The following is a 19,788-nucleotide window of genomic DNA, read 5'->3' as shown; positions in this document are numbered from 1 at the left end:
AGATCGGCACAAGTCTACTCACGCCAGGTCCTAAGACCCAGCCGCAAGGACAAACGCCGCCCGCGTCTCCCTTCCTCATTCCAACTTGTCAAAGATCAGTAATCACTCTCGTAATTACCGGTTGAGAAGAAGTCAAGTACCTCGGCTTTCGCCAGATCTACTTTTCTAAATCTCGGTAAGTCCGTCCAACCCGCCCCGTTTTTCTTCCGGACCGCGTCGGGAGGCGCCGTATAAGCTGCCCCGGACTTTCCTGTCAACCACCCTTTTCCCCGGCGACGGAACCGACCCGGCCGAACCGGATTTCAGTGCCTCCGTCGACAGGGCGCGACGCGGAACGGCCCGGAGGCCCTTCGGTGCGGCGCTGGACGATGGACGCTCCCTCACGCACCCGGTCCGGGTCGAGCCTGCGCTCGCGCCCGACAGCGTCGCGATCCGGAAGGATCGGTGCTGGCCGGTAATGCTGAGGAAGTTCCGGCGGACGGCGTGCCGTCGTGCCCGGTGAAGCGGATCTAAGGGTCCGAACCGCCTTGCGCAAGGGGCCGAGCGCGGGGCGGCCCCGACCGGGACGCACGGCTCGCGGATCGCGGCCGGCCGGCCCGCTCGCCGGCCCCCACCCCCACCGGTCGACGCGAGTGCTCCCCCCGGCGCTGCGCGCGACCCACACCGCCTGAAACCATCGCGGCGGGTGCGCGAAGAGGCGTGATCGCGGTTGATCCTGAGGGACTCGGTGACGCTGCTGCATGATCTCACGGGTGCGTCCCCCGGCATGACCGGGACCGCCCTGCTCCTGCGCGTCTCCGCCATCGGCGCGGCCCTGGCCGGGACCGCCGGCACCTTCGCGTATGCCGGCGGCTGGCTCTCGCTCGGCCAGCTCACGCCGGCCCGGATCATCGACCGGTTCGAGCAGGTGAACGGACCGCATCCCGGCTTCCGGCGCAACCACGCCAAGGGGATGTGCGTCGCGGGCCGCTTCACGGGCAACGGCGCGGGCGCGCGCCTCTCGAAGGCGGGCGTGTTCGCGGCGGGACGCGTGACGCCGGTCGAGGGGCGGGTGGCGCTGGCCGGCGGCCAGCCCTACGCGGCCGACGCCGCCGCCACCGTGCGCAGCCTCGCCCTGCGCTTCCGGCTGCCGGACGGCGAAGAGTGGCGCACCGGCATGAACAACATCCCGGTCTTTCCGGTGCGCACACTCGAGGCCTTCTACGCGCAGCTCCTCGCGGCCAAGCCCGATCCGGCCACCGGAAAGCCGGATCCGGAGCGCCTGAAGGCATTCTTCGCGGACCATCCGGAGAGCGCGAAGGCCGCCGCGCTGATCAGGGCGCGGACCGTGACCGCGGGCTTCGCCGACAGCACGTACTGGAGCCTCAACGCCTTCCGGTTCGTCGCCGCGGACGGCGCCGCCCGGCCGGTGCGCTGGGCCCTCGTCCCAGACCCGGCGCCGGCGGTCGAGGCCGCGCCGGGCGGCGCGAACGCCCTGTTCGACGCGCTCGCCGCGCAGCTGGCCCAGGGCCCCCGGCACTGGCACCTGATCGTCACGCTCGGCCAGGCCGGCGACCCGACCGCCGACGCGACGCGGCCCTGGCCGGCCGGCCGCGAGACGGTGGATGTCGGCACCCTGACGCTCACGGCGGCGACGCCGGAGGCCGCCGCCACCTGCCGCGACGTCAACTTCGATCCGCTGGTGCTGCCGGACGGCATCGCGCCGAGCGACGACCCGCTGCTGAGCGCCCGGTCGGCGGCCTACGCGCGATCCGTCACCCGCCGGTCCGGCGAGGCCAAGACCCCGAGCGCGGTCACCGGCGCCGCGATCCACGGAGCCGCCCTGTGACCGAGCCCGACCGCTTCGAACGGCCCGCCCGCCTGCTCCACTGGACCATGGCGGCGCTGATCCTGGCCATGCTGCTGATCGGCGTCGCCATGGTGGCGTCGCTCGCCGAGTACGGCGCCCTCGTGGCCCTGCACCGGCCGCTCGGGATCCTGATCCTGGTCCTCGCCGGGCTCCGACTCGCCTATCGCTGGCGCCACGCGCCGCCGCCCCTGCCGGCCGATCTTCCGAGTTGGCAGAAGCGCGCGGCCCACACCTCGCACATCCTGCTCTACAGCCTGATGCTGGCCATGCCGCTGATCGGCTGGGCGATGCTGTCGGCGGCGCGCTACCCCGTTATCCTTGCCGGTTCGGTGGTCCTGCCGCCGATCCTGCCGCAGGACCCGATGCTGTACGCGGCCCTGCGCCGGCTCCACACCGCGCTGGCCTACGGGCTGTTCGCCCTGATCCTCGCGCATCTGGCGGCGGCGCTGCTGCACGCGCTGATCCGCCGGGACGGTGTCTTCGCCAGCATGGCGCCCTGGCGGTCGACGCTGGCGAGGACCACCGAGGCGCCGAAACGACCCTCTCGTTCTCTTGAAAGTCTGATCCGTTCTCCATAAAGAACGCTCGCCCGCCTCGGTCGAACGGTGCGGGCGATCTCTGCGTGGAGGACGAGGCGATGTCAGAGGGATTAGCGGCGCGTACCGTCGCGGCGGCCAACGGCGTGGCCCAGGACGCGGCCTTCGGTGCGGTGATCGCGCCGATCCACCTGTCGACGACCTTCAAGTTCCCGGCCTTCGAGCAGCCCGGCCCCTACGATTACTCGCGCCTGGGCAACCCGACCCGGGACGCGCTGGCCGACACGATCGCCAAGCTCGAGGGCGGCGCCCGCGCCGTCCTGGTGGCGAGCGGCATGGCGGCCCTCGACCTCGCCCTGTCGAGCCTGCGGCCCGGCGATCTCCTGGTCGCGCCGCACGATTGCTACGGCGGAACGCACCGCCTGCTCAGCTTCCGCGCGGAGCGGGGCCATTACCGCGTCGCCTTCGTCGACCAGACCGATCCGGACGCGCTGGCGGCGGCCCTGGCCCAGGGACCGAAGGTCGTGCTGATCGAGACCCCGAGCAACCCGCTGATGCGCGTGGTCGATGTCCGGCGGATCACCGCGGACGCGAAGGCGGCCGGCGCGCTGGCGGTGGTGGACAACACCTTCCTATCGCCCGCCCTGCAGCAGCCGATCGCTCTCGGGGCGGATCTCGTCGTCCACTCCACCACCAAGTTCCTGAACGGCCATTCCGACGTGATCGGCGGGGTCGTGATCGCCGCCGACAAGGCGATGGGTGAGGACTTCGCCGCCTGGGCGAACACGATCGGCATCACCGGCTCGCCCCTCGACGCCTACCTGACGCTTCGGGGCCTGCGCACCCTGTTCGTCCGTGTGGAGCAGCAGCAGCGCAACGCCGCGGCCCTGGCGGCCTTCCTCGACGCCCATCCGGCGGTGGCGCGGGTCCACTATCCGGGCCTGCCGACGCATCCGGGGCACGCCCTGGCCAAGGCGCAGCAGGCGGGCTTCGGGGCGATGCTGAGCTTCGAGCTGGCCGGCGGCCGCGACGCGGTGAGGACCTTCGTGGAGGCCCTGCGGGTGTTCACGCTGGCCGAGTCGCTCGGCGGCGTCGAGAGCCTGATCGCCCATCCGCCGACCATGACGCACGCGGCGATGGACCCGGAGGCCCGCGCCATCGCGGGCATCACCGACGGGCTGCTGCGCCTGTCGGTCGGCCTGGAGGCGGAGGCCGACCTGCTGGCCGACCTGTCGCGGGCCTTCCGGGCCCTGGACAGCTGAGCCGGCCGGTCACTCCTCCTCGACCACGCTGAACCCGGACTCGTCCTCGACCACCCGGAAACGGGCGAGCTGCACGGTCCGGGAGCGCTCGGCCGCCTCGTCGCGGCACTTGTCGAGATGGGCGGCGCGGTTGACCACCCGCAGGTTCGGCGCGCCCCAGTAGCCGAGAAGCTCCGGCCAGGGCGCGTCGCGGTGCTCGCGCCAGACCCGGTAGAGCGGCAGCAGGTGGTCGACCTCGGCCGTCCTCAGCAGGCGCTTGCCGGTGGTGGTGCAGCGGTGGCGCTGGCGGAGCTTGAGCGCCCGGACCTGGGCGTGCGGCGCGATCCAGAACTTCCACGCCGCGACACAGGCCGCGTGCCAGCCGGCATTGGTGTTGGGCGCGCCGCGCCCCCAGAGATCCCGGTGCCAGCCAAACCGGAAGACCGACTGGCCGCAGATGCAGCAGGCGCCGCGGCCGCGGGCGAAGGCCGGATCGCGGAACGGCGCGGGCGGCGTGCGGAAGCTCCCGGCCCGCCCCTCGGCCCCGATCTGCCACGCCCAGCCCTCGGGCGTGCCGGAGCGGGTCGCCAGCGCCCGGGCGAGCCGGTCGGCCCGGAGGATGTGGTTGCGCCAGTAGCTCTCGACGGCGAGCCGCGGCGTCGGCGGGATCAGGGGCCGCGCGAGGGCGTGCTGCAGGACCGGCGCCGGGAAGATGGCCGGCAGGGCCTTCTCCAGCCGCGCCCGGGCCTGCACGTTGCGGAGGGTGCGCCAGCTCGATGTGGTCATGGTGGACCGGTGGTAACCCGGCCGGCGCCGCGCCGCGACGGCGCCGCTGCAACAGCTCGCCGGTCCCGCGCGGCCGCCCCTCAGGGTTAAGAAAATGTTTCCCGTGAAACATCGCGCCGTCCGACGGATCCGGCGCCGCCGCGCCGGCCCGGCTCAGAGATCCACCGCCATCGACAGCAGGTAGGTGCGCGGCGCGCCCTGGAAGAAGGTGCCGAACGAGGCGACCCCGGTCCAGTACCGCGCGTCGGTCACGTTGAGGATGCTGGCCCGGAAGGTCGTCGGCCGCTCGGCGACGCGCGTCGTGTAGCGCAGGCCGAGGTCGAGGCGGGCCCAGTCCGGCAGGGCCTGGGTGTTCGCGAGGTCGACGAACTGCCGCCCGGTATAGATGACCGCTCCGTTGAGCGTCAGGCCGGGCAACCCGGGCAGGTCCCACTCGGCCCCCAGGCTCGCCTGGACCTCCGGCACGCCGATCGGCCGATTCCCGCGATTGGCCGCGAGCGCCGTCCTGACGAGGCGTCCGTCGAGCAGGGTCACGCCGCCGACCACCCGCACCTGCGGGGTGATCTCGCCGAACAGGCTCAGCTCGAGCCCGCCGACCCGCTGCTCGGCGGTCGCCGCGAAGCGCCCCTGCGGGCCAAGCTCGCCCGCGGGCTTCGTGATCCGGAAGGCGCCGAGCGTGGCGCCGAACCGGCCGAGATCGAGCTTCACCCCCGCCTCGACCTGTCGGGCCACGTAGGGCTCCAGGATCGTACCGGAATTGGTCGCCACCGCCGGGGCCACGTCGCCGCGGCTCAGGCCCTCGATATAGTTGCCGTAGAGCGAGACCGAGTCCCAGGGTCGCACCACGAGGCCGACCATCGGGGTCGTGGCGCTCTTGTCGTAGGACGAGGTGAGCGTGCCGACATTCGATAGGTAGTTGTGCGCCTCCACGCGCTGGCGGCGTACGCCCAGGGTCAGCAGGATCCGCTCGTCGAGGGCCGACAGCGTGTCGGCCACCGCGATCCCCGACAGGGTGCTGTCGGACAGGCGGGGCCGGCCCACGCCGTAGATCGGCGCGATGTACGGGACGAGGGCCGGCGCGTAGAGGTTCGACAGGTAGGCGCCCCGGCCGGGCGAGAACCGCCGTCCCGTCGCCTCGTCGTACACGGAGCCCTGCACCGTCAGGGCGTGCCGGATGAAGCCGGTCTCGAACCGGGCCCGGACGCCACCGTCGTAGGTGAGCCGGTCGACGCCCAGCGCGTAGAATTGCGGCGTGCTGGTCGTGTCGCCGCGGCCATTGAGGATCGTCGGCGCCGACTGGAAGTAGCGCTCTACGCCGGTCTGCCCGCCACCGACATCCGCGAACAGCGTGACTTGATCGGTCAGGTCGTACTCGGTGCGCAGCAGACCGCCGCGATCGTCGACGTCCGAGTATTCCCAGGGCTGAGTCAGGTTCAGGCGGCCGTCGGGCGCCCGCGGCACGGGCACGCCGGCCCGCAGGAGGAACGGGCGCAGCGGCGCGTTGAAGCGGTCGGTCTGTGCCAGCAGGTAGAGCCACGCGCGGAACCGGTCACCCTGGTAGTCGAGGGCCAGGGCCCCGACGCCGGTCGTCTCGGTCTGGCGGTCGAAGGGCGTGGCGCCGCCGTGCAGGCTGCCGACGACGCGGGCGCCCCATTCCCGGCCCGGCCCCCAGCGGCGGGCGACGTCGACCTGGCTGCCGCCCCAGGCGGTCGAGCCGTAATCCAGGGTGACGCGGGTCAGGTCCGCGCCGGCGCGCTTGGGGACGATGTTGACCACGCCGCCGACCGCGCCGTTCGGCGACACCCCCGTGAGGGCGGCGGACGGGCCCTTCAGGACCTCGATGCGCTCCACGTAGTCGGTGAAGATGCGGAAGCTCGGGGCGACGCCGTAGAGCCCGTCGAAGGCGACCTCGCCGCTGGTGTTCTCGTTGGACGGGAAGCCCCGGATGGAGAAGGAGTCGAACGGCGCCCCCGTGGTCTGGGTGGCGCGCACCGACGGGTCGAGGACCAGGGTCTCGGACACCGTCCGCGCCTGCCGGTCTCGGATGAGCGTGTCGGTGTAGCTGGCGATGCTGAAGGGCGCCTTCTGGGTCTCGGTATCGCCGAGGAGGCCGAGGCGCCCGCCCCGCGCCACCTGACCACCGGCATAGGCCGGGACTGGGCCGCGCGGCGCGGCCGCGCCCTCGACCGAGAGCTCGTCGAGCTGGACGTCCCGGCCGGCCCCGGCCTCCTCCGCGCGGGCGGCGTGCAGCCCGGACCCGACGAAGCCCAGCAGGACGGCCATCGGGAGAATCGGCCGGGCCGCGCGCCGCCGGCGCCGGTTCCGCGTGGAAACAGGTACTGAGAAGTCGTGGGACCGCATTGTCGTGACGAAGGCTCCGAATCACGGAGCAAGGCAGCAAATATCTCTACATGTGTCAAAAATGCATTTGGAGTAATTACAATTCTATTTGGCGAAGGCAGGACGGATCTGCGGGATCGCTATTGATAACGCTCTAAACTGACTTTACACGCCGAACGATATCTTTGTCAGTGTCTCGACCATCATCGCACGGTCGAGCCGGCGCTTTCGCGAAAGGCCGGACCGGATTTCGGCCGAGGCGCGCGGCCGGGATCGTCGGGCCGGGCGGGGGCGCGGGGCTCGACCCGGCCGCGATCGGGTGTGGATCGTGCGCGTCCGATCGGGTCGCCGCGGCGGAGACCGGGGCGCCCGGTTGCCAGGGTTGCCCACCCCGCCTAGACGGGCCCGGCGCGAAACGTGCCTGTCACCCCTCCTCTAGTGCAGAGGTTTTCCCCGTGATCACCGGTCCGTGCCTCATCGTCCAGCCGATCCACGCGGCGGGCCTCGACCGGTTACGCGCGGCCGGGCTGGAGCCGCGCCCGGCGAGCGGGACCGATCCCGAGACGCTGGCGCGCGAGGTCGCCGACTGCGTCGCCGTCATCACCCGCAACACCGGCTTCCCGGCCCGCGCCATCGCGGCGGCGCCGGCCCTGCGGGTGATCGGGGTGCACGGCACCGGCACCGACCACGTCGCCACGGCCGAGGCGACCGGGGCCGGGATCGTGGTGGTGAACACGCCAGGCGCCAACGCCGTCTCGGTGGCCGAGCAGACGCTGGCGCTGATCTTCGCCCTGGCCAAGGCCCTGCCGGAGGCCGACCGCTCGGTCCGGGCCGGCGACGACAGCTTCAAGTTCACCGCCCGGCTGATCGAGCTCGCCGGCCTGACGCTGGGCCTCGTCGGCTTCGGGGCGATCGGGCAGGCGACCGCCCGGCTCGGCGCCGCCCTGGGCCTGCGGGTGCTGGCCTACGGCCCGAGCCGCCCGGACGCGGACTTCGCCAACGCCGGCGCCCTGCGGGCCGCCTCGGTCGACGCGCTCCTGGCGGAATCCGACATCGTCTCCCTGCACGTGCCGCTGACCCCGGGCACACGCGGCCTGATCGGCCGGGACCAGCTCGCCCGGATGAAGCGGGAGGCCTTCCTGATCAACACCAGCCGCGGCGGCCTGATCGACGAGGCGGCCCTGGTGGAGGCGCTGGCGGCGGGCACGATCGCGGGCGCCGGGCTCGACGTCTTCGCCCAGGAACCGCTGCCGGTCGACCACCCGCTGGCCCGCCAGCCCCGGGCGATCCTGACGCCCCATGTCGGCGGCTCCACCGGGGCGGCCCTGATCCGCACCGCCGAGACCGCCGCGACCCGCGTGGTCGACGTCCTCGCCGGCCGGCGGCCGGGCGGGCTGGTCAACCCGGACGTCTGGGAGCGGCGCCGCGGGGTGTGAGGGTCCCCCTCTCCCGCACGGGAGAGGGTTGGGGTGAGGGACGAGAGGCTTCGGGATCAAGCACCCGATCGACGCGATTCGAGGGGGAGCCTCGTCCGGTAAGGTCTCACCCCTCACCCTGTCCCTCTCCCGCACGGGAGAGGGGACCCGCGGCCGATCCTGACGGCGCGGCGGTCGTGGCCGGCCCGGTTCACGGTGTTTCGTCCGGACCGCGACCGCCCGCCGCGCGCCGTGTCATGCAATCGTCGCAGACGGGCCGGAAAGCCACCCGCTGCATCCGAGGCCAGAGAGGGCTCCATGGACTTCCACCGTCGCTTCACGGTCCTGATGTGCGCCCCGGCCTTCGACCCGGACGATCTCGAGGGCGCGCGCGTCAACCAGATCGTGGCGGCCGTGGAGCAGCGCGGCTTCGAGGTGGTGCGCGCCCGGCGCGTCGAGGACGCGGCCATCGCGGTCCAGACCGACGCGGCGGTCGGCTGCCTCGTGGTCGACTGGGGCAAGCGCGGCCTCGACGGCAAGGCCGCCGCCCTCATCGACATGATGCGCCGGCGCGGCCTGGAGATGCCGATCGTCATCATGGTCCGCCGCAAGCGGCTGGAGGACATCCCGGTCGAGCTCCTCGACTTCATCGACGGCTACATCTTCCTCGCCGAGGAGACGCCGGAATTCATCGCCCGCGGCCTCGTCAGCCGGGTCACGCAGTACGCCGAGACCCTCAAGACCCCGTTCTTCGGCGCGCTCGTCGACTACGCCGAGAAGGGCAACCAGCTCTGGACCTGCCCGGGCCACAACGGCGGCATCTTCTACAACCGCTCGCCGATCGGCCGGATCTTCGTGGAGCACCTGGGCGAGGCGATCTTCCGCGACGACCTCGACAACTCGGTCCTCGACCTCGGCGACCTCCTGACCCACGAGGGTCCGGCGCTGAAGGCCCAGAAGGAGGCCGCCAAGATCTTCGGGGCGGAGAAGACCTACTTCGTCCTCAACGGCACCTCCGCCTCCAACAAGATCGTCCTGTCCTCCCTGGTGGCCGAGGACGACCTCGTCCTGTTCGACCGCAACAACCACAAGGCGGCCCACCACGGCGCCCTGTTCCTCGGCGGCGGCATCCCGATCTTCCTGGAGACCGACCGCAACGCCTACGGACTGATCGGGCCGATCTTCCACGAAGCTCTCGACGAGACCCGGATCCGGGAGAAGATCCGCCGCAACCCGCTGGTGACCGACCCGGAGGCGTGGCGCCGGGAGCGGCCGTTCCGCGTCGCGGTGATCGAGCAGTGCACCTACGACGGCACAATCTACGACGCCCAGGAGATCCTGGAGAAGATCGGCCACCTCTGCGACTACATCCTGTTCGACGAGGCCTGGGCGGGCTTCATGAAGTTCCACCCGCTCTACGCAAGGCGCTTCGCCATGGGGCTGACCGGCCTCGACGAGACCTCGCCGGGCATCGTCGCCACGCAATCGACCCACAAGCAGCTCGCGAGCTTCTCCCAGGCCTCGCAGATCCACACCCGGGACGGCCATATCCGCGGCCAGACCCGGCGGGTCGAGCACAAGCGGCTCAACGAGAGCTTCCTGGTCCACGCCTCGACCTCGCCCTTCTACCCGCTCTTCGCCTCCCTCGACGTCGGCGCCCAGATGATGAAGGGCCGCTCCGGGATGATCCTGTGGGACGACACGATCCGGCTCGGGATCGAGTGGCGCAAGAAGGTCCGGGCGATCCGGCGCGAGTTCGAGGAGAACGAGCGCGATCCCGCGCGGCGCTGGTTCTTCGACCCCTTCGTGCCGGACGTGACGGTGAACGTCGACGGCGCGGAGGTGCCGTGGGAGAGCGTGCCGACGGACGAGCTCGCCGCGACGCCGCGCCACTGGGAGCTGAAGCCGGGCGCGCGCTGGCACGGCTTCAGCCACGTGGCGCCGGGCTACGCCATCACCGACCCGAACAAGCTCACCGTGCTGACCCCCGGCTTCGACCGGCACACGGGGGCCTACGCCCAGCACGGCGTGCCGGCGCCGATCGTGGCGCAATACCTGCGTGAGAACCGGATCGTCGCCGAGAAGAACGACCTGAACTCGCTGCTCTTCCTGCTGACCCCGGGGGTGGAATCCTCCAAGGCCGGCACGCTGATCTCGGGCCTCGTCGCCTTCAAGCGGCTCCACGACGACAACGTCCCGCTGGAGGAGGCCATGCCGGAATTCGTCAACCGCCGGCCGAACCGCTACCGGGGCGTGCGCCTGCGCGACCTCTGCGGCGAGTTCCACGCGTTCCACCGGGAGGCCGGCACCTCGACGCTGCAGCGGCGGCAGTTCGCCCCCGAGCACCTGCCCGAGATGGTGATGCCGCCCAAGCGGGCCGCCCAGCTGCTGACGCGCAACAAGGTCGACTACGTGCCGATCGCCGAGGCCGAGGGGCGGATCGCCACCACGCTGATGCTGGTCTATCCCCCGGGCATCGGCACGGTGCTGCCCGGCGAGCGCCTGGACGACCGAGCCAAGCCCATGCTCGACTATTTCAAGATGTTCGAGGCGTCCGCCAACCTGTTCCCGGGCTTCGAGGCCGAGATCCAGGGCGTCTACCGCGAGGTCGACCCGGACGGGCGGATCCGCTTCCACACCTACGTGGCGCGGGAGGGCGCCTGATGGAGATCGAGGCCGAGACGCCCGGCCTGCTCCCGGCCCGGTCCTGCCCCGACATCGTCATCCGCGCCTCCTCGGACGCCGATGTCGAGGCGATGGTGGCGATCTACGAGCACCATATCGGCAAGGGCGTGACCGATGTCAGCGTCGCCGAGGAGGACCGGCTGCTCCCCGACGACCTGAAGCGGCGGCGCAAGACCATGCGCAAGAAGCGCCTGCCGCACCTCGTGGCCGACCGGGACGGCGCGGTGGCGGGCTACGCCTACGCGGTGCCGTTCCGGAAGCGGCCGGCCTACCGCTACACCCTCAAGCACTCGATCTACGTGCATCCCGACCACCTGCACGCGGGGATCGGCCGGCGGCTGCTGCCGGCCCTGATCGAGGCTTGCGCGGCGGGCGGCTACCGCCAGATGATCGGCTACATCGACGCCGAGAACGCGGCCTCCCTGCGGCTCCACGAGGCCTGCGGGTTCGAGCGGGTCGGCTACCTGCGGGCGGTGGGGTTCAAGTACGGCCACTGGTCGGACAGCGTCATGGTCCAGCGCGCGCTGGGAACCGGGTCGGAGGACAGGCCGGGGTAGCGGGCCGGGACCGGGCAGCCTCCGACGCCCGGCCGCCGTCATCGCGAGCGAAGCGAAGCGATCCAGTCGCGCCACACTTACGGAGGGCGCGCTGCCCTGGGTCGCTTCGCTGCGCTCGCGATGACGGAGCGCGCGACGTCCGAAGGATCCGACCCGAGCCAACCTCAGTGGCCGGCCGCCGGGTTCGGCGTGGCGATGAGGTCGACCTCGACGCCGACCTCGAGCGCCACCCACTGGCCCGAGGCCCAGGCCCCCTGCCCGACGCCGAACTCGGTGCGGACCAGACCGACGCGCCCCGCGGCGTGCGCCGCGCCGCCCTCGAGGGTCAGGTGGAACGGCAGCGTCACGGGCCGGCTCGTGCCGCGGATCGTCAGAGTCCCGACCGCCACGTAATCGCCCTGCCCCTTGTCGACGAAGCGGGTCGCCTCGAAGCGCGCCTCGCTTCCCGCCTTGACGTCGAACCAGTCCTTCTGCGGCAGGGCCTCGTCGCGCTGGACGTCCCCGGTCCGCGCGCTGGCGAGGTCGACCAGCACGAGCGCGCGCCCCGCCTCGGGCTTGGCGGGGTCGAAATCGATGTCGGCCTTGAACCGCTCGAACCGCCCGGTGAACGGGACGCCGACCTGCACGCCGGAGAACCGGATCGCGCTCCTGGCCGGATCAACCGCCCACTCGGCGGCGGCGGCCGGCAGGGTGACGGCCTGGAGAGCCGCCAGCAGGCACAGGTGACGCGCGTTCATCGGGGCGGCTCCACATTGGGGGCAGTCGACGCCCGGCGCCCCGGCAGCATGCGGCGCAGCACGTCGTCGCGCAGGAGGAGGTGGTGGCGCAGGGCCGCCGCTACGTGGACCGCGAGAAGGGCCGCCAGGAACCACGCCCCCAGGGCGTGGACCCGCTTCAGGACGGCCTCGGCGGAGCCCGGGTCGGGGACGATGGCCGCCAGCGGCAGGTGCGGCCAGGGCACGATCCCGTACAGCACCGTCGGGATGTTGAACGGCGACAGCGAAACCACGGCCCAGCCGGTCAGGGGCAGCCCGACGAGCAGCAGGTACAGCAGGTGATGGGCTGCCGCGGCCGCCCGGCGCTCCCGCGCCGGCATCCCGGCCGGGTGCGGCGGCGGCCGGTGGGTCAGGCGCCAGAGGACCCGCAGGGCCGTCAGCGCCAGCACGGTGATCCCGACCGACTTGTGCCACTGGTAGAGCTGGAACTGGCGCAGCGGCGCCAGGGCCGCGTGCGTCATGGTCAGGCCGAGGCCGATCAGGACGAGCACGCCCAGCGCGCTCGCCCAATGCAGCAGGATCGCCACGGCGGAGTACCGCCGCGCGGAAACCCCTCGCGCCATGGCGGATTCTCCCAGGTCAGTCCTGCTTCTCGAAGGCGCCCGCGATGGTGAGGTGCAACTCGTCGCCGATCAGCGGCACGTAGGTCTTCACCCCGAACTCGGAGCGCTTGAGCGTGCCGGTGGCCTCGAAGCCGACCGTGTACTTCTTGCTCAGCGGGTTCACGCCGGCGCCGACCAGGGTGACGTCGAGGGTCACTGGCTTGGTCACGCCGTGGAGCGTCAGGTCGCCCGTCACCTTCGCGTGGTCCTTGCCGGCCGGCACGACCTTGGTGGACACGAAGGTCATGTCGGGGAACTTGGCGGCGTCGAGCCACTGGTCGCCCTTGAGCTCGTCGGTGAGCTTGGCGCTGGTGGTCGTCACCGAGGCGACCGGGATCTTCACCGAGAGCTTGGCGGCGGCCGGGCTCTTCGGCTGCAGCTCCAGCGTGCCGGACACGTCCGAGAAGCCGCCGGCGTAGTTCGAGAAGCCCATGTGGGAGACGCGCCAGCCGACCTGGGTGTGGCCGGGATCGACCGCGTAGGTGCCGGCCTGGATCTGGGCCGGATCGCGGGTCGGTGGGGTCTGGGCCAGCGCGGGGGTGGCGACCGGGGCGGCGACCAGCAGGGCCAGCAGGCCAGAGGCGAGAATCGACTTCAAAGGTGTCTCCTGCAGAGCAGACGGCCGAGCGCGATTCGCTGCGCCGCAGCCGCCGTGTAGACCCGTTCACGGCACTGGTTGAGCCTGCTATCCGGCACCGCATGGTTGCGAGAACGGAAACCTTCCGGGGCGGGCTCGACGACGTGCGGGCCTTCTGCGCCGTCGTGGATCTCGGCACGGTGACGGCCGCGGCCACGACGCTGCAGGAGACCAAGGGCAGCGTCAGCCGTCGGATCTCCCGCTTGGAGCGGGCTCTGGGCGTCCGGCTGATGGCCCGGACCTCCCGGGCGGTCTCGCCGACCGCCGAGGGCCTCGCCTTCTACGCTAAGGCCCAGGAGAGCCTGACGCTCCTCGACGAGGCGACCGAGACCGCCCGCGACGCCCGCACGGTGCCGGCCGGGCACCTGCGGATCACGACCTCGATCGATTTCGGGATCGAGGTGATGCCCGAGATCGTCGCGAGCTTCCGGGCCGCCTACCCGCAGATCACCGTGGAGATGCTCAACACCGACGCGCGCCTCGACCTCGCGGCCAACCGGATCGACCTCGCCCTGCGGTTGGGCGGCGCGGAGGAGACCGGCTACCGCGCGATGGTCCTCGCGACCCTGGCGCTCGCCCTCTACGCCGCCCCCGCCTACCTGGAGCGCCGCCCGGCCCCGACGTACCTCGCGGGCCTGCGCGACCACGACCTGATCCTCGCCCGGGAACGGATCGGCACGGCCGGGCTCACCCTCTCCGACGGGCAGGGCCGCACGGAGCCGCTCACGCTGAGCCCGGCGATCCGGGTCAGCGACTTCGCGACCGCGCTCCGCCTCACCCTCGCGGGCGCCGGGATCGGCCATCTCCCGAGCCTCGTGGCCGCCCGGGCCGTGGAGGCCGGGCAGATCGTGCGCGTGCTCGGGCCCTGGGCGACCCGCAGCAGCACCTTGCGCGCCGTCACCCTGGCCGGGCGCGAGCTGCCGGCCCGCGTCCAGGTCTTCCGCGAGCATGTCCGGACCGTCCTGGCCTCGCGTGGATGCCCCCGCGACAGCGCGGGATCAGACGGCGAATACAGATAAATAGATTTTTTTATCTGTATATGCGCTCTACAGCGGCCCAACTCGATAAATTTTTACCGAATATCGTAGCCCCCGGTTGAGAGGCTGCGCGCATGCTGCGACGCGGCGGCAAGCTCGGCCGCACGGCCAGGGCCCCGAGGGTCCGGCCCGCAGCGCGTCACGTCTGGATCTCGGTCATGTCCCTCCGCAGCCGGTGCCTGCGCGCCCTCGTGTTCGCCGGGATCCTGGCGCTGATCGGGACAACCATCGGTCTCGGGACGGCCCGGGCCTCGCTGCCGGCCACGACCCGGATCGTGCTGCAGAAGGCGGGCCGGTACATGCCGACCGACCTGTACCTGCGCCGCGGCGACACCATCGCCCTGCGCAACGGCGACGCGCGCCTGACTCACTACGCCTTCATCGAGGCGGACCGGTTCTCGTTCGACGCCGGCACTCAAGAGCCCGGCACCGAGACGCGGTTGACCCTGGCCGAGCCGGGCGATTTCGTCATCCAGTGCGGCATTCATCCGAAGATGAAGCTCACCCTCCACGTCGAGTAGGGCTCCGGGAGCCCTTCAGCCGTCGCGGCCGAATCCGAGACCGCGGATGATGTCGCCGATGGGATCGATCTTCTGCGACGGGGCAGCTGCCGGCGCGGGCTGCGGCGCCGCGGCGGTGACGGTCGGCCGGTCGGATTCGGCGGTGCGGACGAGGGCGGCGTGGCGGAGGCGGGCCGCCCGGTGGACGCCGCGCTCCGTCCCCTTCGCGCGGTGCGCCGCGGTCCTGCGCGGCGGCCCGGCCGGGCGCGCCATCTCGGCGGGGAGCGGGGCAGCCGGCATCGCGGTGTCCGGGACCGTCGCCGCGACCCGCGGCGCCGGGGCGGCTGCCAGGGCACCCGTGGTCTCCGGCGCGGCGAGCTTGGCCGGCGGGTCGACCCAGGCGCTCCGCGTGACCGGTGCAGCGGCCGGCTTCGAGACCGGCGCGGCGTCCGTCACGGCAGGACGCGCGGGACGCGTCTGCACCTCGTAATTGCCCGGATGCAGAATATGCGCGGCCGCCACCAGCCCGAATACGGCAACGGCAGTCGTCCCAAGTGTGGAGCGATAGTGTTCCATGGCGGAAAAACGTACCGCCAAGCTCCGGGTTCCGCGCGGTCGAGACGTCGGGGCGCGGTCCGCGCGGCGTGTCGGCCGGCGGAAAGAAAAAAGGCCACTCCCGAAGGAGCGGCCCGAAGTCTAGGGAGGAAACGCCCAAGAAGGGCAGCGGGATCGCGACGCCATCGCCATCCCGCAGTGCAAAGATAGGATACCGCATTGCGGCATGCAATGGATCGGGCGCCGCGGAGGCATGCATATGTACCCGGGTCCGACCGCACACCCATGCGAACTACGCATGGCGCCGCGCCGGCCCACGAGCGGGCCGGGATCACGAGACGCGATGCCCTTCGGGCGGACCTGAAATCGCCCCACGCGGCGGGTCTAGGCGCCGCCGGACCGGCCGTCCTGGCCGATCAGGCGCTCGACCTCGGCTTCCGCGACGGCGCGCGCCGCGTGCTCGGAGGTGTGCGGGCGGTACGACCCCCGGACCAGCTTGCCGCGGTCGCGGATCGCCCAGGTGAAGTGACCGGGATCATGCCGGCTCGGCCTGACCTCGACCGTGTAGAGATGCCCGCCCGTCGCACCCATGCCGGGAATGTGCGGAGGCGTCCGGCGCCGGGACAGGGGGTGCGACCGTGCGCGGCAGCCCCGTCCTCCGGACCGCCGCAGCCCGCGCTGAAGCCGCCTAGCGTCCCGGCCGGCGTCGGCCCTGGGCCGGTCCGCGCGGTCTCGGGCCGCCCGCCGCCCGGTCGTCGCTCGGCCTCCCGTCGCTCTGACCCGGGCCCTCGACCCGGCCCTCGGTCCGGGTCCCGAGCCAGACCACGTGCTTCGGGCCGCTGCCCCGGCCGCTCGCGTGGACGCGCTGCTCGTCGACCGCGAAGCCGGAGCGCTGCAGGCGGCTCTTGAACTTCCGGTCCGGGGCGCCCGACCAGACGCCCAGGATGCCGCCCGGCCGCAGGGCCCAGCGGGCGCGCTTCAGCCCCCAATTGTCGTAGAGCCGGTCGTTCTCCTTGCGCATCAGCCCCTCCGGGCCGTTGTCGACGTCGAGCAGGATCGCGTCGTAGCGCTCCGGTCCGGCCTGGATCAGGCGGTTGACGTCGGCCTCCTGCAGGTCGACCCGCGGATCGTCCAGGCAGCCGGCGAAGACGTGGGCGAGCGGCCCCCGGGCCCAGGCGACCACGGCGGGCACCAGCTCGGCGACCACCACCTGCGCCTGCGGCCCGAGGCCCTCGAGCGCCGCCCGCAGGGTGAAGCCCATGCCGAGGCCACCGATCAGGACCCGGGCGCGGGGCCGGTCCTGGAGCCGCGCGCAGGTCATCGCCGCGAGCGCCACCTCCGAGCCGCTGCGCCGGTTGTTCATCAGCTCGATCGTGTCGGCCATGATGGCGAACTCGTCGCCGCGCCGCATCAGGCGCAGGTCGGTGCCGCCGCCGGGCACGGATCCGGTATCGAGATGAACCCAGGGTATCACGCGCGCGTCCTCGTTTGCCGGCGCCCTGTCATGCGGGCGGCGGAGGGATCGCGGCGGGAGCGGGGCGGCGCGCGGGCCCGGCCGTGCGCGCCGCGCACCCCCGCCCGGCACCGCGCCTTGCCGCGACCGATTCCGGCGGCGTATCAGCACCTATGGCCAAGCGCATCAAGTCGAGACCGCAGGAGCGGGGCTCCGTTCTGTTCGATATCGTCTTCGCGGACGGGTCCCGGGCCTCGAACCGGCGCGTGCCGGCCGAGATCCTCGGCGGCCTCGACGGCGACGAGCCCGCCCGGCAGCTCATCGCCGAGCAGGAGGAGGAGATCGCCCGCAAGGCCGGGCGGCCGGGGCGCGCGATTGAGAGCCTGACCCGCTCGCCGATCGTCAAGCCGAAGCCGGTCGCCTGACCGCGTCGGCCCGGAGCGGCCGAGACCGGCCCTCAGGCGCTCTCGGCCAGCCGGCGCGCGACCTCCTCGCGCAGGGCCTCGTTCATCGCGGCGAACCGGGCCTGCATGCGCGTCCGCAGCCACGGGAACAGACCGGGGGCGAGCAGGCCCGCGACGGTCTCGGCCTGGACGAGGCGGACGCCGTCGGCGGTCTCGGTGATCCGGATCTCGTGCTCACCGATGAGCAGGGGCGGCGTCGGGATGCCGCCGCGCCACGTGAGCCGCCGGCCGGGCTCCCAGCAGGTCACCGTCACCTGGCGCGCCCGGTAGGCGCGGCCGTTCAGGGTCCGCTCCAGGCGCCAGCGCGCGCCCTCGCGCAGGCGGCCCTCGGCCTTGCGGATGTACGGGTTCCAGGCCGGGTAGGAATCGAGGTCCGTCAGCACGGACCAGACCAGTCCGGCCCGCGCGGGGATCGCGATCTCCGTGCTGCTGATCCGAGCGCCCGTCATCCGTCCCTCCCGGCGATCCGGCGACCGTTCGCGCCGGCCGCTCCCGCTTTCCGAGAACGCGCACCGCCCGCTCCGCGGTCCAGACCGCAGCGCAGACCGCGGTTCAGCCGGCGAATCCAGCGCGCGGCTCAGACCGCGCCCTCGACCACCTCCAGCGCCCGCAGGATGGCGAAGCCGATCCGCTCGGCCTCGGCCTCCGCGTCGGCGGGGAGCAGCGCCACGGTCTCGACCCCCGGCTCGTCCTCGGGCCCGACCACGATGCGGATGACGTCGCCCTCGACCGCCGACGGGTCATGGATCAGGCCGACCCGGTGGCCGGCCCCCGTGCCGAAGACGCGCAGGGGCGCCTGGGCCGGATCGGGCTCCGGCGCCGGGTTGCGGGGGACGCCGAAGGCGGGGCGGATGACGTTGTCGTCGGACATGCGGGAACCCGGTCTCCGTTCGTGCGCGGCCGGCGGCGCGGCTCATTCCGGCCCGGTCCGGGGGCCGGCGAGGCCCGCCGTCGCCAGCACGGCGTCGGCCAGAACCTCCAGGCCGGCCCCGGCCCAGGCCGGCGTGATGCTCTCGGCCTCGTTGTGGCTGATCCCGCCGTGGCAGGGGCAGAACACCAGGGCCGCCGGCACCGCGCGGGCGCAGTAGACGGCGTCGTGGTAGATCGCGGTCGGCATCCGCGTCCAGGCATGGCCCCGCGCCTCGGCCGCCGCCTGGACGCGGTCCACCAGGACCGGGTCGAACGGGGTCGGGGGGGCGCGCCAGAACTCCGCGACCTGGACGGTGACGCCGCGCTCCGCCGCCAGGGCGTCGGCCCGGGCCCGGATCCGCGCCCCCATCGCCTCCAGCTGCGCGGTGTCGCCGTGGCGGGTGTCGAGGCTGAACCAGACCCGGCCGGGCGTGATGTTGCGGCTCGCCGGCTCCGCCCGCAGCACGCCGACGGTGGCGCGGCCGCGCTCGCCGCCGGCGCCGACCGCCGCCTCCGCGATGCCCTCGAGCGACGCGATCAGCGCCGCCGCGGCCATCATCGCGTCGCGCCGGCCCGCCATGGGGCTGCCGGCATGGGCCTCCTCGCCCAGCACGGTGATCTCGTACCAGATCTGGGCGAGGGCCCGGTCGACCACCCCGACGGTGAGCCCGGCCTCCTCCAGACGCTTGCCCTGCTCGATGTGAAGCTCGAAATAGGCGCCGATCTCCCGCAGGGCGGCCGGGTCCGCCGTCCCCTGCCAGCCGATGCGCCGCAGCTCGTCGCCGAAGGCGTGGCCCGCGAGGTCCCGGGTCGCCAGGATGTCGGCCTCCGGGACGATGCCCATGGCGACGCCGCTGCCGCTCATCGGTGGCGCGAAGCGCGCGCCCTCCTCGTTGCACCAGTTGATCAGCAGGAGCGGGGCCTCGGTCTCGATCCCGGCCTCCTGCAGGGCGCGCATGATCTCCAGCCCGGCGAGGACGCCCAGCGGCCCGTCGAACTTGCCCCCGGTGGGCTGGGTGTCGAGGTGGCTGCCGACGGCGACCGGCTTCCGGCCCGGATCGCGCCCGGGCCGGTGGAAGACCATGGTGCCGACCCGGTCCACGGTGAGCGTCAGCCCCGCCGCCTCGCCCCAGCGCTGGAACAGGGCGCGCCCCTCGGCGTCGCGGTCGGTCAGGGCCTGCCGGTCGTTGCCGCCGTTGGGCAGCGCGCCGATCCGGGCGAGCTCCATCAGGCTGTCCCAGAGCCGCTCCCGCGAGAGCGGGAGGTTGGTGCGGTTCACCGTGCGGTCCATGGCGTCTCTGCTGCTGGCCTCCCGGCGGGATGCCTACCGGAAGGTGCAGGTTACGGCGCAGCGGCAACCCGCACCAGGGCGGGCCCGGCGCGAGCCACGGGCTTCGCGGGCCGGCGGCGCCCGATGGCGCCCGACGGTGGAGCGATCCACGGGCC

The 19,788-nt window shown here is 72.7% G+C and carries 20 protein-coding genes; 9 read left to right on the top strand and 11 right to left on the bottom strand.

Annotation, left to right across the window (positions count from 1 at the left end; genetic code table 11):
• Positions 1 to 727 precede the first annotated feature (727 nt).
• Genes ACQKQD_RS17655 through metB form a run of 3 tightly spaced genes read left to right on the top strand, consistent with a single transcriptional unit; the run spans position 728 to position 3,647 of the window.
• Entirely contained in the window at positions 728 to 1,828 is a 1,101-nt protein-coding gene (locus ACQKQD_RS17655) for a catalase family peroxidase (RefSeq protein ID WP_427509012.1), read from the top strand.
• Positions 1,825 to 2,427, top strand: a complete 603-nt coding sequence (locus ACQKQD_RS17650; protein ID WP_427509011.1) for a cytochrome b — start codon at positions 1,825 to 1,827, stop codon at positions 2,425 to 2,427. The genes ACQKQD_RS17655 and ACQKQD_RS17650 overlap by 4 nt, the downstream gene beginning before the upstream one ends.
• A gap of 59 nt (positions 2,428 to 2,486) precedes the next feature.
• Positions 2,487 to 3,647 carry a cystathionine gamma-synthase gene (gene metB, locus ACQKQD_RS17645; RefSeq protein ID WP_427509010.1) on the top strand — a complete coding sequence of 387 codons (1,161 nt, stop codon included), beginning with the start codon at positions 2,487 to 2,489 and terminating at the stop codon, positions 3,645 to 3,647.
• A 9-nt stretch (positions 3,648 to 3,656) separates the two neighbouring features.
• Here metB and ACQKQD_RS17640 read toward each other — a convergent pair whose 3' ends face one another.
• Positions 3,657 to 4,412 (bottom strand): hypothetical protein, encoded by a 756-nt coding sequence (locus tag ACQKQD_RS17640; protein WP_427509009.1) that lies wholly within the window; start codon positions 4,410 to 4,412, stop codon positions 3,657 to 3,659.
• A 153-nt stretch (positions 4,413 to 4,565) separates the two neighbouring features.
• Complete coding sequence (locus tag ACQKQD_RS17635; RefSeq protein ID WP_427509008.1) at positions 4,566 to 6,695, bottom strand: TonB-dependent receptor; 2,130 nt, start codon at positions 6,693 to 6,695, stop codon at positions 4,566 to 4,568.
• 512 nt (positions 6,696 to 7,207) lie between these two features.
• Here ACQKQD_RS17635 and ACQKQD_RS17630 point away from each other — a divergent pair.
• The 3 genes from ACQKQD_RS17630 to ACQKQD_RS17620 all read left to right on the top strand — a co-directional run bounded on the left by ACQKQD_RS17630 (position 7,208) and on the right by ACQKQD_RS17620 (position 11,409).
• Positions 7,208 to 8,188 carry a hydroxyacid dehydrogenase gene (locus ACQKQD_RS17630; protein ID WP_427509007.1) on the top strand — a complete coding sequence of 327 codons (981 nt, stop codon included), beginning with the start codon at positions 7,208 to 7,210 and terminating at the stop codon, positions 8,186 to 8,188.
• A 297-nt stretch (positions 8,189 to 8,485) separates the two neighbouring features.
• Positions 8,486 to 10,831: an Orn/Lys/Arg decarboxylase N-terminal domain-containing protein gene (locus ACQKQD_RS17625; RefSeq protein ID WP_427509006.1), complete on the top strand. Its 2,346-nt coding sequence runs from the start codon at positions 8,486 to 8,488 to the stop codon at positions 10,829 to 10,831.
• Positions 10,831 to 11,409: a GNAT family N-acetyltransferase gene (locus tag ACQKQD_RS17620; protein WP_020093947.1), complete on the top strand. Its 579-nt coding sequence runs from the start codon at positions 10,831 to 10,833 to the stop codon at positions 11,407 to 11,409. Before ACQKQD_RS17625 ends, ACQKQD_RS17620 begins: the two co-directional genes overlap by 1 nt.
• A 164-nt stretch (positions 11,410 to 11,573) precedes the next feature.
• Here the strand turns inward: ACQKQD_RS17620 and ACQKQD_RS17615 are convergent, their stop codons facing one another.
• From ACQKQD_RS17615 to ACQKQD_RS17605, 3 genes are read right to left on the bottom strand one after another with little or no spacing between them, the layout of a single operon-like run.
• On the bottom strand, positions 11,574 to 12,146 hold the full coding sequence (locus ACQKQD_RS17615) for a YceI family protein (protein ID WP_427509005.1): 573 nt from the start codon (positions 12,144 to 12,146) through the stop codon (positions 11,574 to 11,576).
• Entirely contained in the window at positions 12,143 to 12,748 is a 606-nt protein-coding gene (locus ACQKQD_RS17610) for a cytochrome b (RefSeq protein WP_427509004.1), read from the bottom strand. The genes ACQKQD_RS17615 and ACQKQD_RS17610 overlap by 4 nt, the downstream gene beginning before the upstream one ends.
• A 16-nt stretch (positions 12,749 to 12,764) precedes the next feature.
• The gene (locus ACQKQD_RS17605) at positions 12,765 to 13,385 is read right to left on the bottom strand and encodes a YceI family protein (RefSeq protein ID WP_056533770.1); all 621 of its coding nucleotides are present in this window, start codon (positions 13,383 to 13,385) and stop codon (positions 12,765 to 12,767) included.
• A 101-nt stretch (positions 13,386 to 13,486) separates the two neighbouring features.
• On the opposite strand from ACQKQD_RS17605, the gene ACQKQD_RS17600 reads away from it, so the two are divergent.
• On the top strand, positions 13,487 to 14,443 hold the full coding sequence (locus tag ACQKQD_RS17600; RefSeq protein ID WP_427509003.1) for a LysR family transcriptional regulator: 957 nt from the start codon (positions 13,487 to 13,489) through the stop codon (positions 14,441 to 14,443).
• Positions 14,444 to 14,619: 176 nt separating this feature from the next.
• Positions 14,620 to 14,982 (top strand): hypothetical protein, encoded by a 363-nt coding sequence (locus ACQKQD_RS17595; RefSeq protein WP_427509002.1) that lies wholly within the window; start codon positions 14,620 to 14,622, stop codon positions 14,980 to 14,982.
• A 15-nt stretch (positions 14,983 to 14,997) separates the two neighbouring features.
• On the opposite strand, the gene ACQKQD_RS17590 is transcribed toward ACQKQD_RS17595, so the two are convergent.
• From ACQKQD_RS17590 to ACQKQD_RS17580, 3 genes are all read right to left on the bottom strand, one after another.
• Positions 14,998 to 15,537 (bottom strand): hypothetical protein, encoded by a 540-nt coding sequence (locus tag ACQKQD_RS17590; RefSeq protein WP_042670104.1) that lies wholly within the window; start codon positions 15,535 to 15,537, stop codon positions 14,998 to 15,000.
• Positions 15,538 to 15,900: 363 nt separating this feature from the next.
• On the bottom strand, positions 15,901 to 16,107 hold the full coding sequence (locus ACQKQD_RS17585; RefSeq protein ID WP_042670101.1) for a hypothetical protein: 207 nt from the start codon (positions 16,105 to 16,107) through the stop codon (positions 15,901 to 15,903).
• Between the two features lie 97 nt (positions 16,108 to 16,204).
• A complete protein-coding gene (locus ACQKQD_RS17580) occupies positions 16,205 to 16,990 on the bottom strand; it encodes a spermidine synthase (RefSeq protein WP_427509001.1) in 786 nt (261 codons plus the stop codon).
• Between the two features lie 152 nt (positions 16,991 to 17,142).
• On the opposite strand from ACQKQD_RS17580, the gene ACQKQD_RS17575 reads away from it, so the two are divergent.
• A complete protein-coding gene (locus tag ACQKQD_RS17575) occupies positions 17,143 to 17,394 on the top strand; it encodes a hypothetical protein (protein ID WP_020093955.1) in 252 nt (83 codons plus the stop codon).
• A gap of 32 nt (positions 17,395 to 17,426) precedes the next feature.
• Here the strand turns inward: ACQKQD_RS17575 and ACQKQD_RS17570 are convergent, their stop codons facing one another.
• The 3 genes from ACQKQD_RS17570 to ACQKQD_RS17560 form a co-directional block, all read right to left on the bottom strand.
• Positions 17,427 to 17,882: an SRPBCC domain-containing protein gene (locus ACQKQD_RS17570; protein WP_042670097.1), complete on the bottom strand. Its 456-nt coding sequence runs from the start codon at positions 17,880 to 17,882 to the stop codon at positions 17,427 to 17,429.
• 128 nt (positions 17,883 to 18,010) lie between these two features.
• Entirely contained in the window at positions 18,011 to 18,304 is a 294-nt protein-coding gene (locus tag ACQKQD_RS17565) for a hypothetical protein (RefSeq protein WP_020093957.1), read from the bottom strand.
• A gap of 42 nt (positions 18,305 to 18,346) precedes the next feature.
• Positions 18,347 to 19,633 (bottom strand): Zn-dependent hydrolase, encoded by a 1,287-nt coding sequence (locus ACQKQD_RS17560; protein WP_042670095.1) that lies wholly within the window; start codon positions 19,631 to 19,633, stop codon positions 18,347 to 18,349.
• Positions 19,634 to 19,788 lie beyond the last annotated feature (155 nt).

The sequence above is a fragment of the Methylobacterium sp. NPDC080182 genome, from assembly GCF_050281105.1.
In the GTDB taxonomy this organism is placed as follows: domain Bacteria; phylum Pseudomonadota; class Alphaproteobacteria; order Rhizobiales; family Beijerinckiaceae; genus Methylobacterium.
The sequence above is the reverse complement of the archived record's forward strand: the minus strand, read 5'-3'. Positions and strand labels throughout refer to the sequence as shown.

Excerpts from the sequence above, each read along its gene's own strand:
- ACQKQD_RS17585 (WP_042670101.1), bottom strand. The coding sequence starts at position 16,107 with ATGGGTGCGACGGGCGGGCATCTCTACACGGTCGAGGTCAGGCCGAGC.
- metB (WP_427509010.1), top strand. The coding sequence starts at position 2,487 with ATGTCAGAGGGATTAGCGGCGCGTACCGTCGCGGCGGCCAACGGCGTG.
- ACQKQD_RS17600 (WP_427509003.1), top strand. The coding sequence starts at position 13,487 with ATGGTTGCGAGAACGGAAACCTTCCGGGGCGGGCTCGACGACGTGCGG.
- ACQKQD_RS17620 (WP_020093947.1), top strand. The coding sequence starts at position 10,831 with ATGGAGATCGAGGCCGAGACGCCCGGCCTGCTCCCGGCCCGGTCCTGC.
- ACQKQD_RS17635 (WP_427509008.1), bottom strand. The coding sequence starts at position 6,695 with ATGGCCGTCCTGCTGGGCTTCGTCGGGTCCGGGCTGCACGCCGCCCGC.
- ACQKQD_RS17610 (WP_427509004.1), bottom strand. The coding sequence starts at position 12,748 with ATGGCGCGAGGGGTTTCCGCGCGGCGGTACTCCGCCGTGGCGATCCTG.
- ACQKQD_RS17570 (WP_042670097.1), bottom strand. The coding sequence starts at position 17,882 with ATGACGGGCGCTCGGATCAGCAGCACGGAGATCGCGATCCCCGCGCGG.
- ACQKQD_RS17590 (WP_042670104.1), bottom strand. The coding sequence starts at position 15,537 with ATGGAACACTATCGCTCCACACTTGGGACGACTGCCGTTGCCGTATTC.
- ACQKQD_RS17595 (WP_427509002.1), top strand. The coding sequence starts at position 14,620 with ATGTCCCTCCGCAGCCGGTGCCTGCGCGCCCTCGTGTTCGCCGGGATC.
- ACQKQD_RS17560 (WP_042670095.1), bottom strand. The coding sequence starts at position 19,633 with ATGGACCGCACGGTGAACCGCACCAACCTCCCGCTCTCGCGGGAGCGG.
- ACQKQD_RS17615 (WP_427509005.1), bottom strand. The coding sequence starts at position 12,146 with ATGAACGCGCGTCACCTGTGCCTGCTGGCGGCTCTCCAGGCCGTCACC.
- ACQKQD_RS17565 (WP_020093957.1), bottom strand. The coding sequence starts at position 18,304 with ATGTCCGACGACAACGTCATCCGCCCCGCCTTCGGCGTCCCCCGCAAC.
- ACQKQD_RS17640 (WP_427509009.1), bottom strand. The coding sequence starts at position 4,412 with ATGACCACATCGAGCTGGCGCACCCTCCGCAACGTGCAGGCCCGGGCG.
- ACQKQD_RS17625 (WP_427509006.1), top strand. The coding sequence starts at position 8,486 with ATGGACTTCCACCGTCGCTTCACGGTCCTGATGTGCGCCCCGGCCTTC.
- ACQKQD_RS17575 (WP_020093955.1), top strand. The coding sequence starts at position 17,143 with ATGGCCAAGCGCATCAAGTCGAGACCGCAGGAGCGGGGCTCCGTTCTG.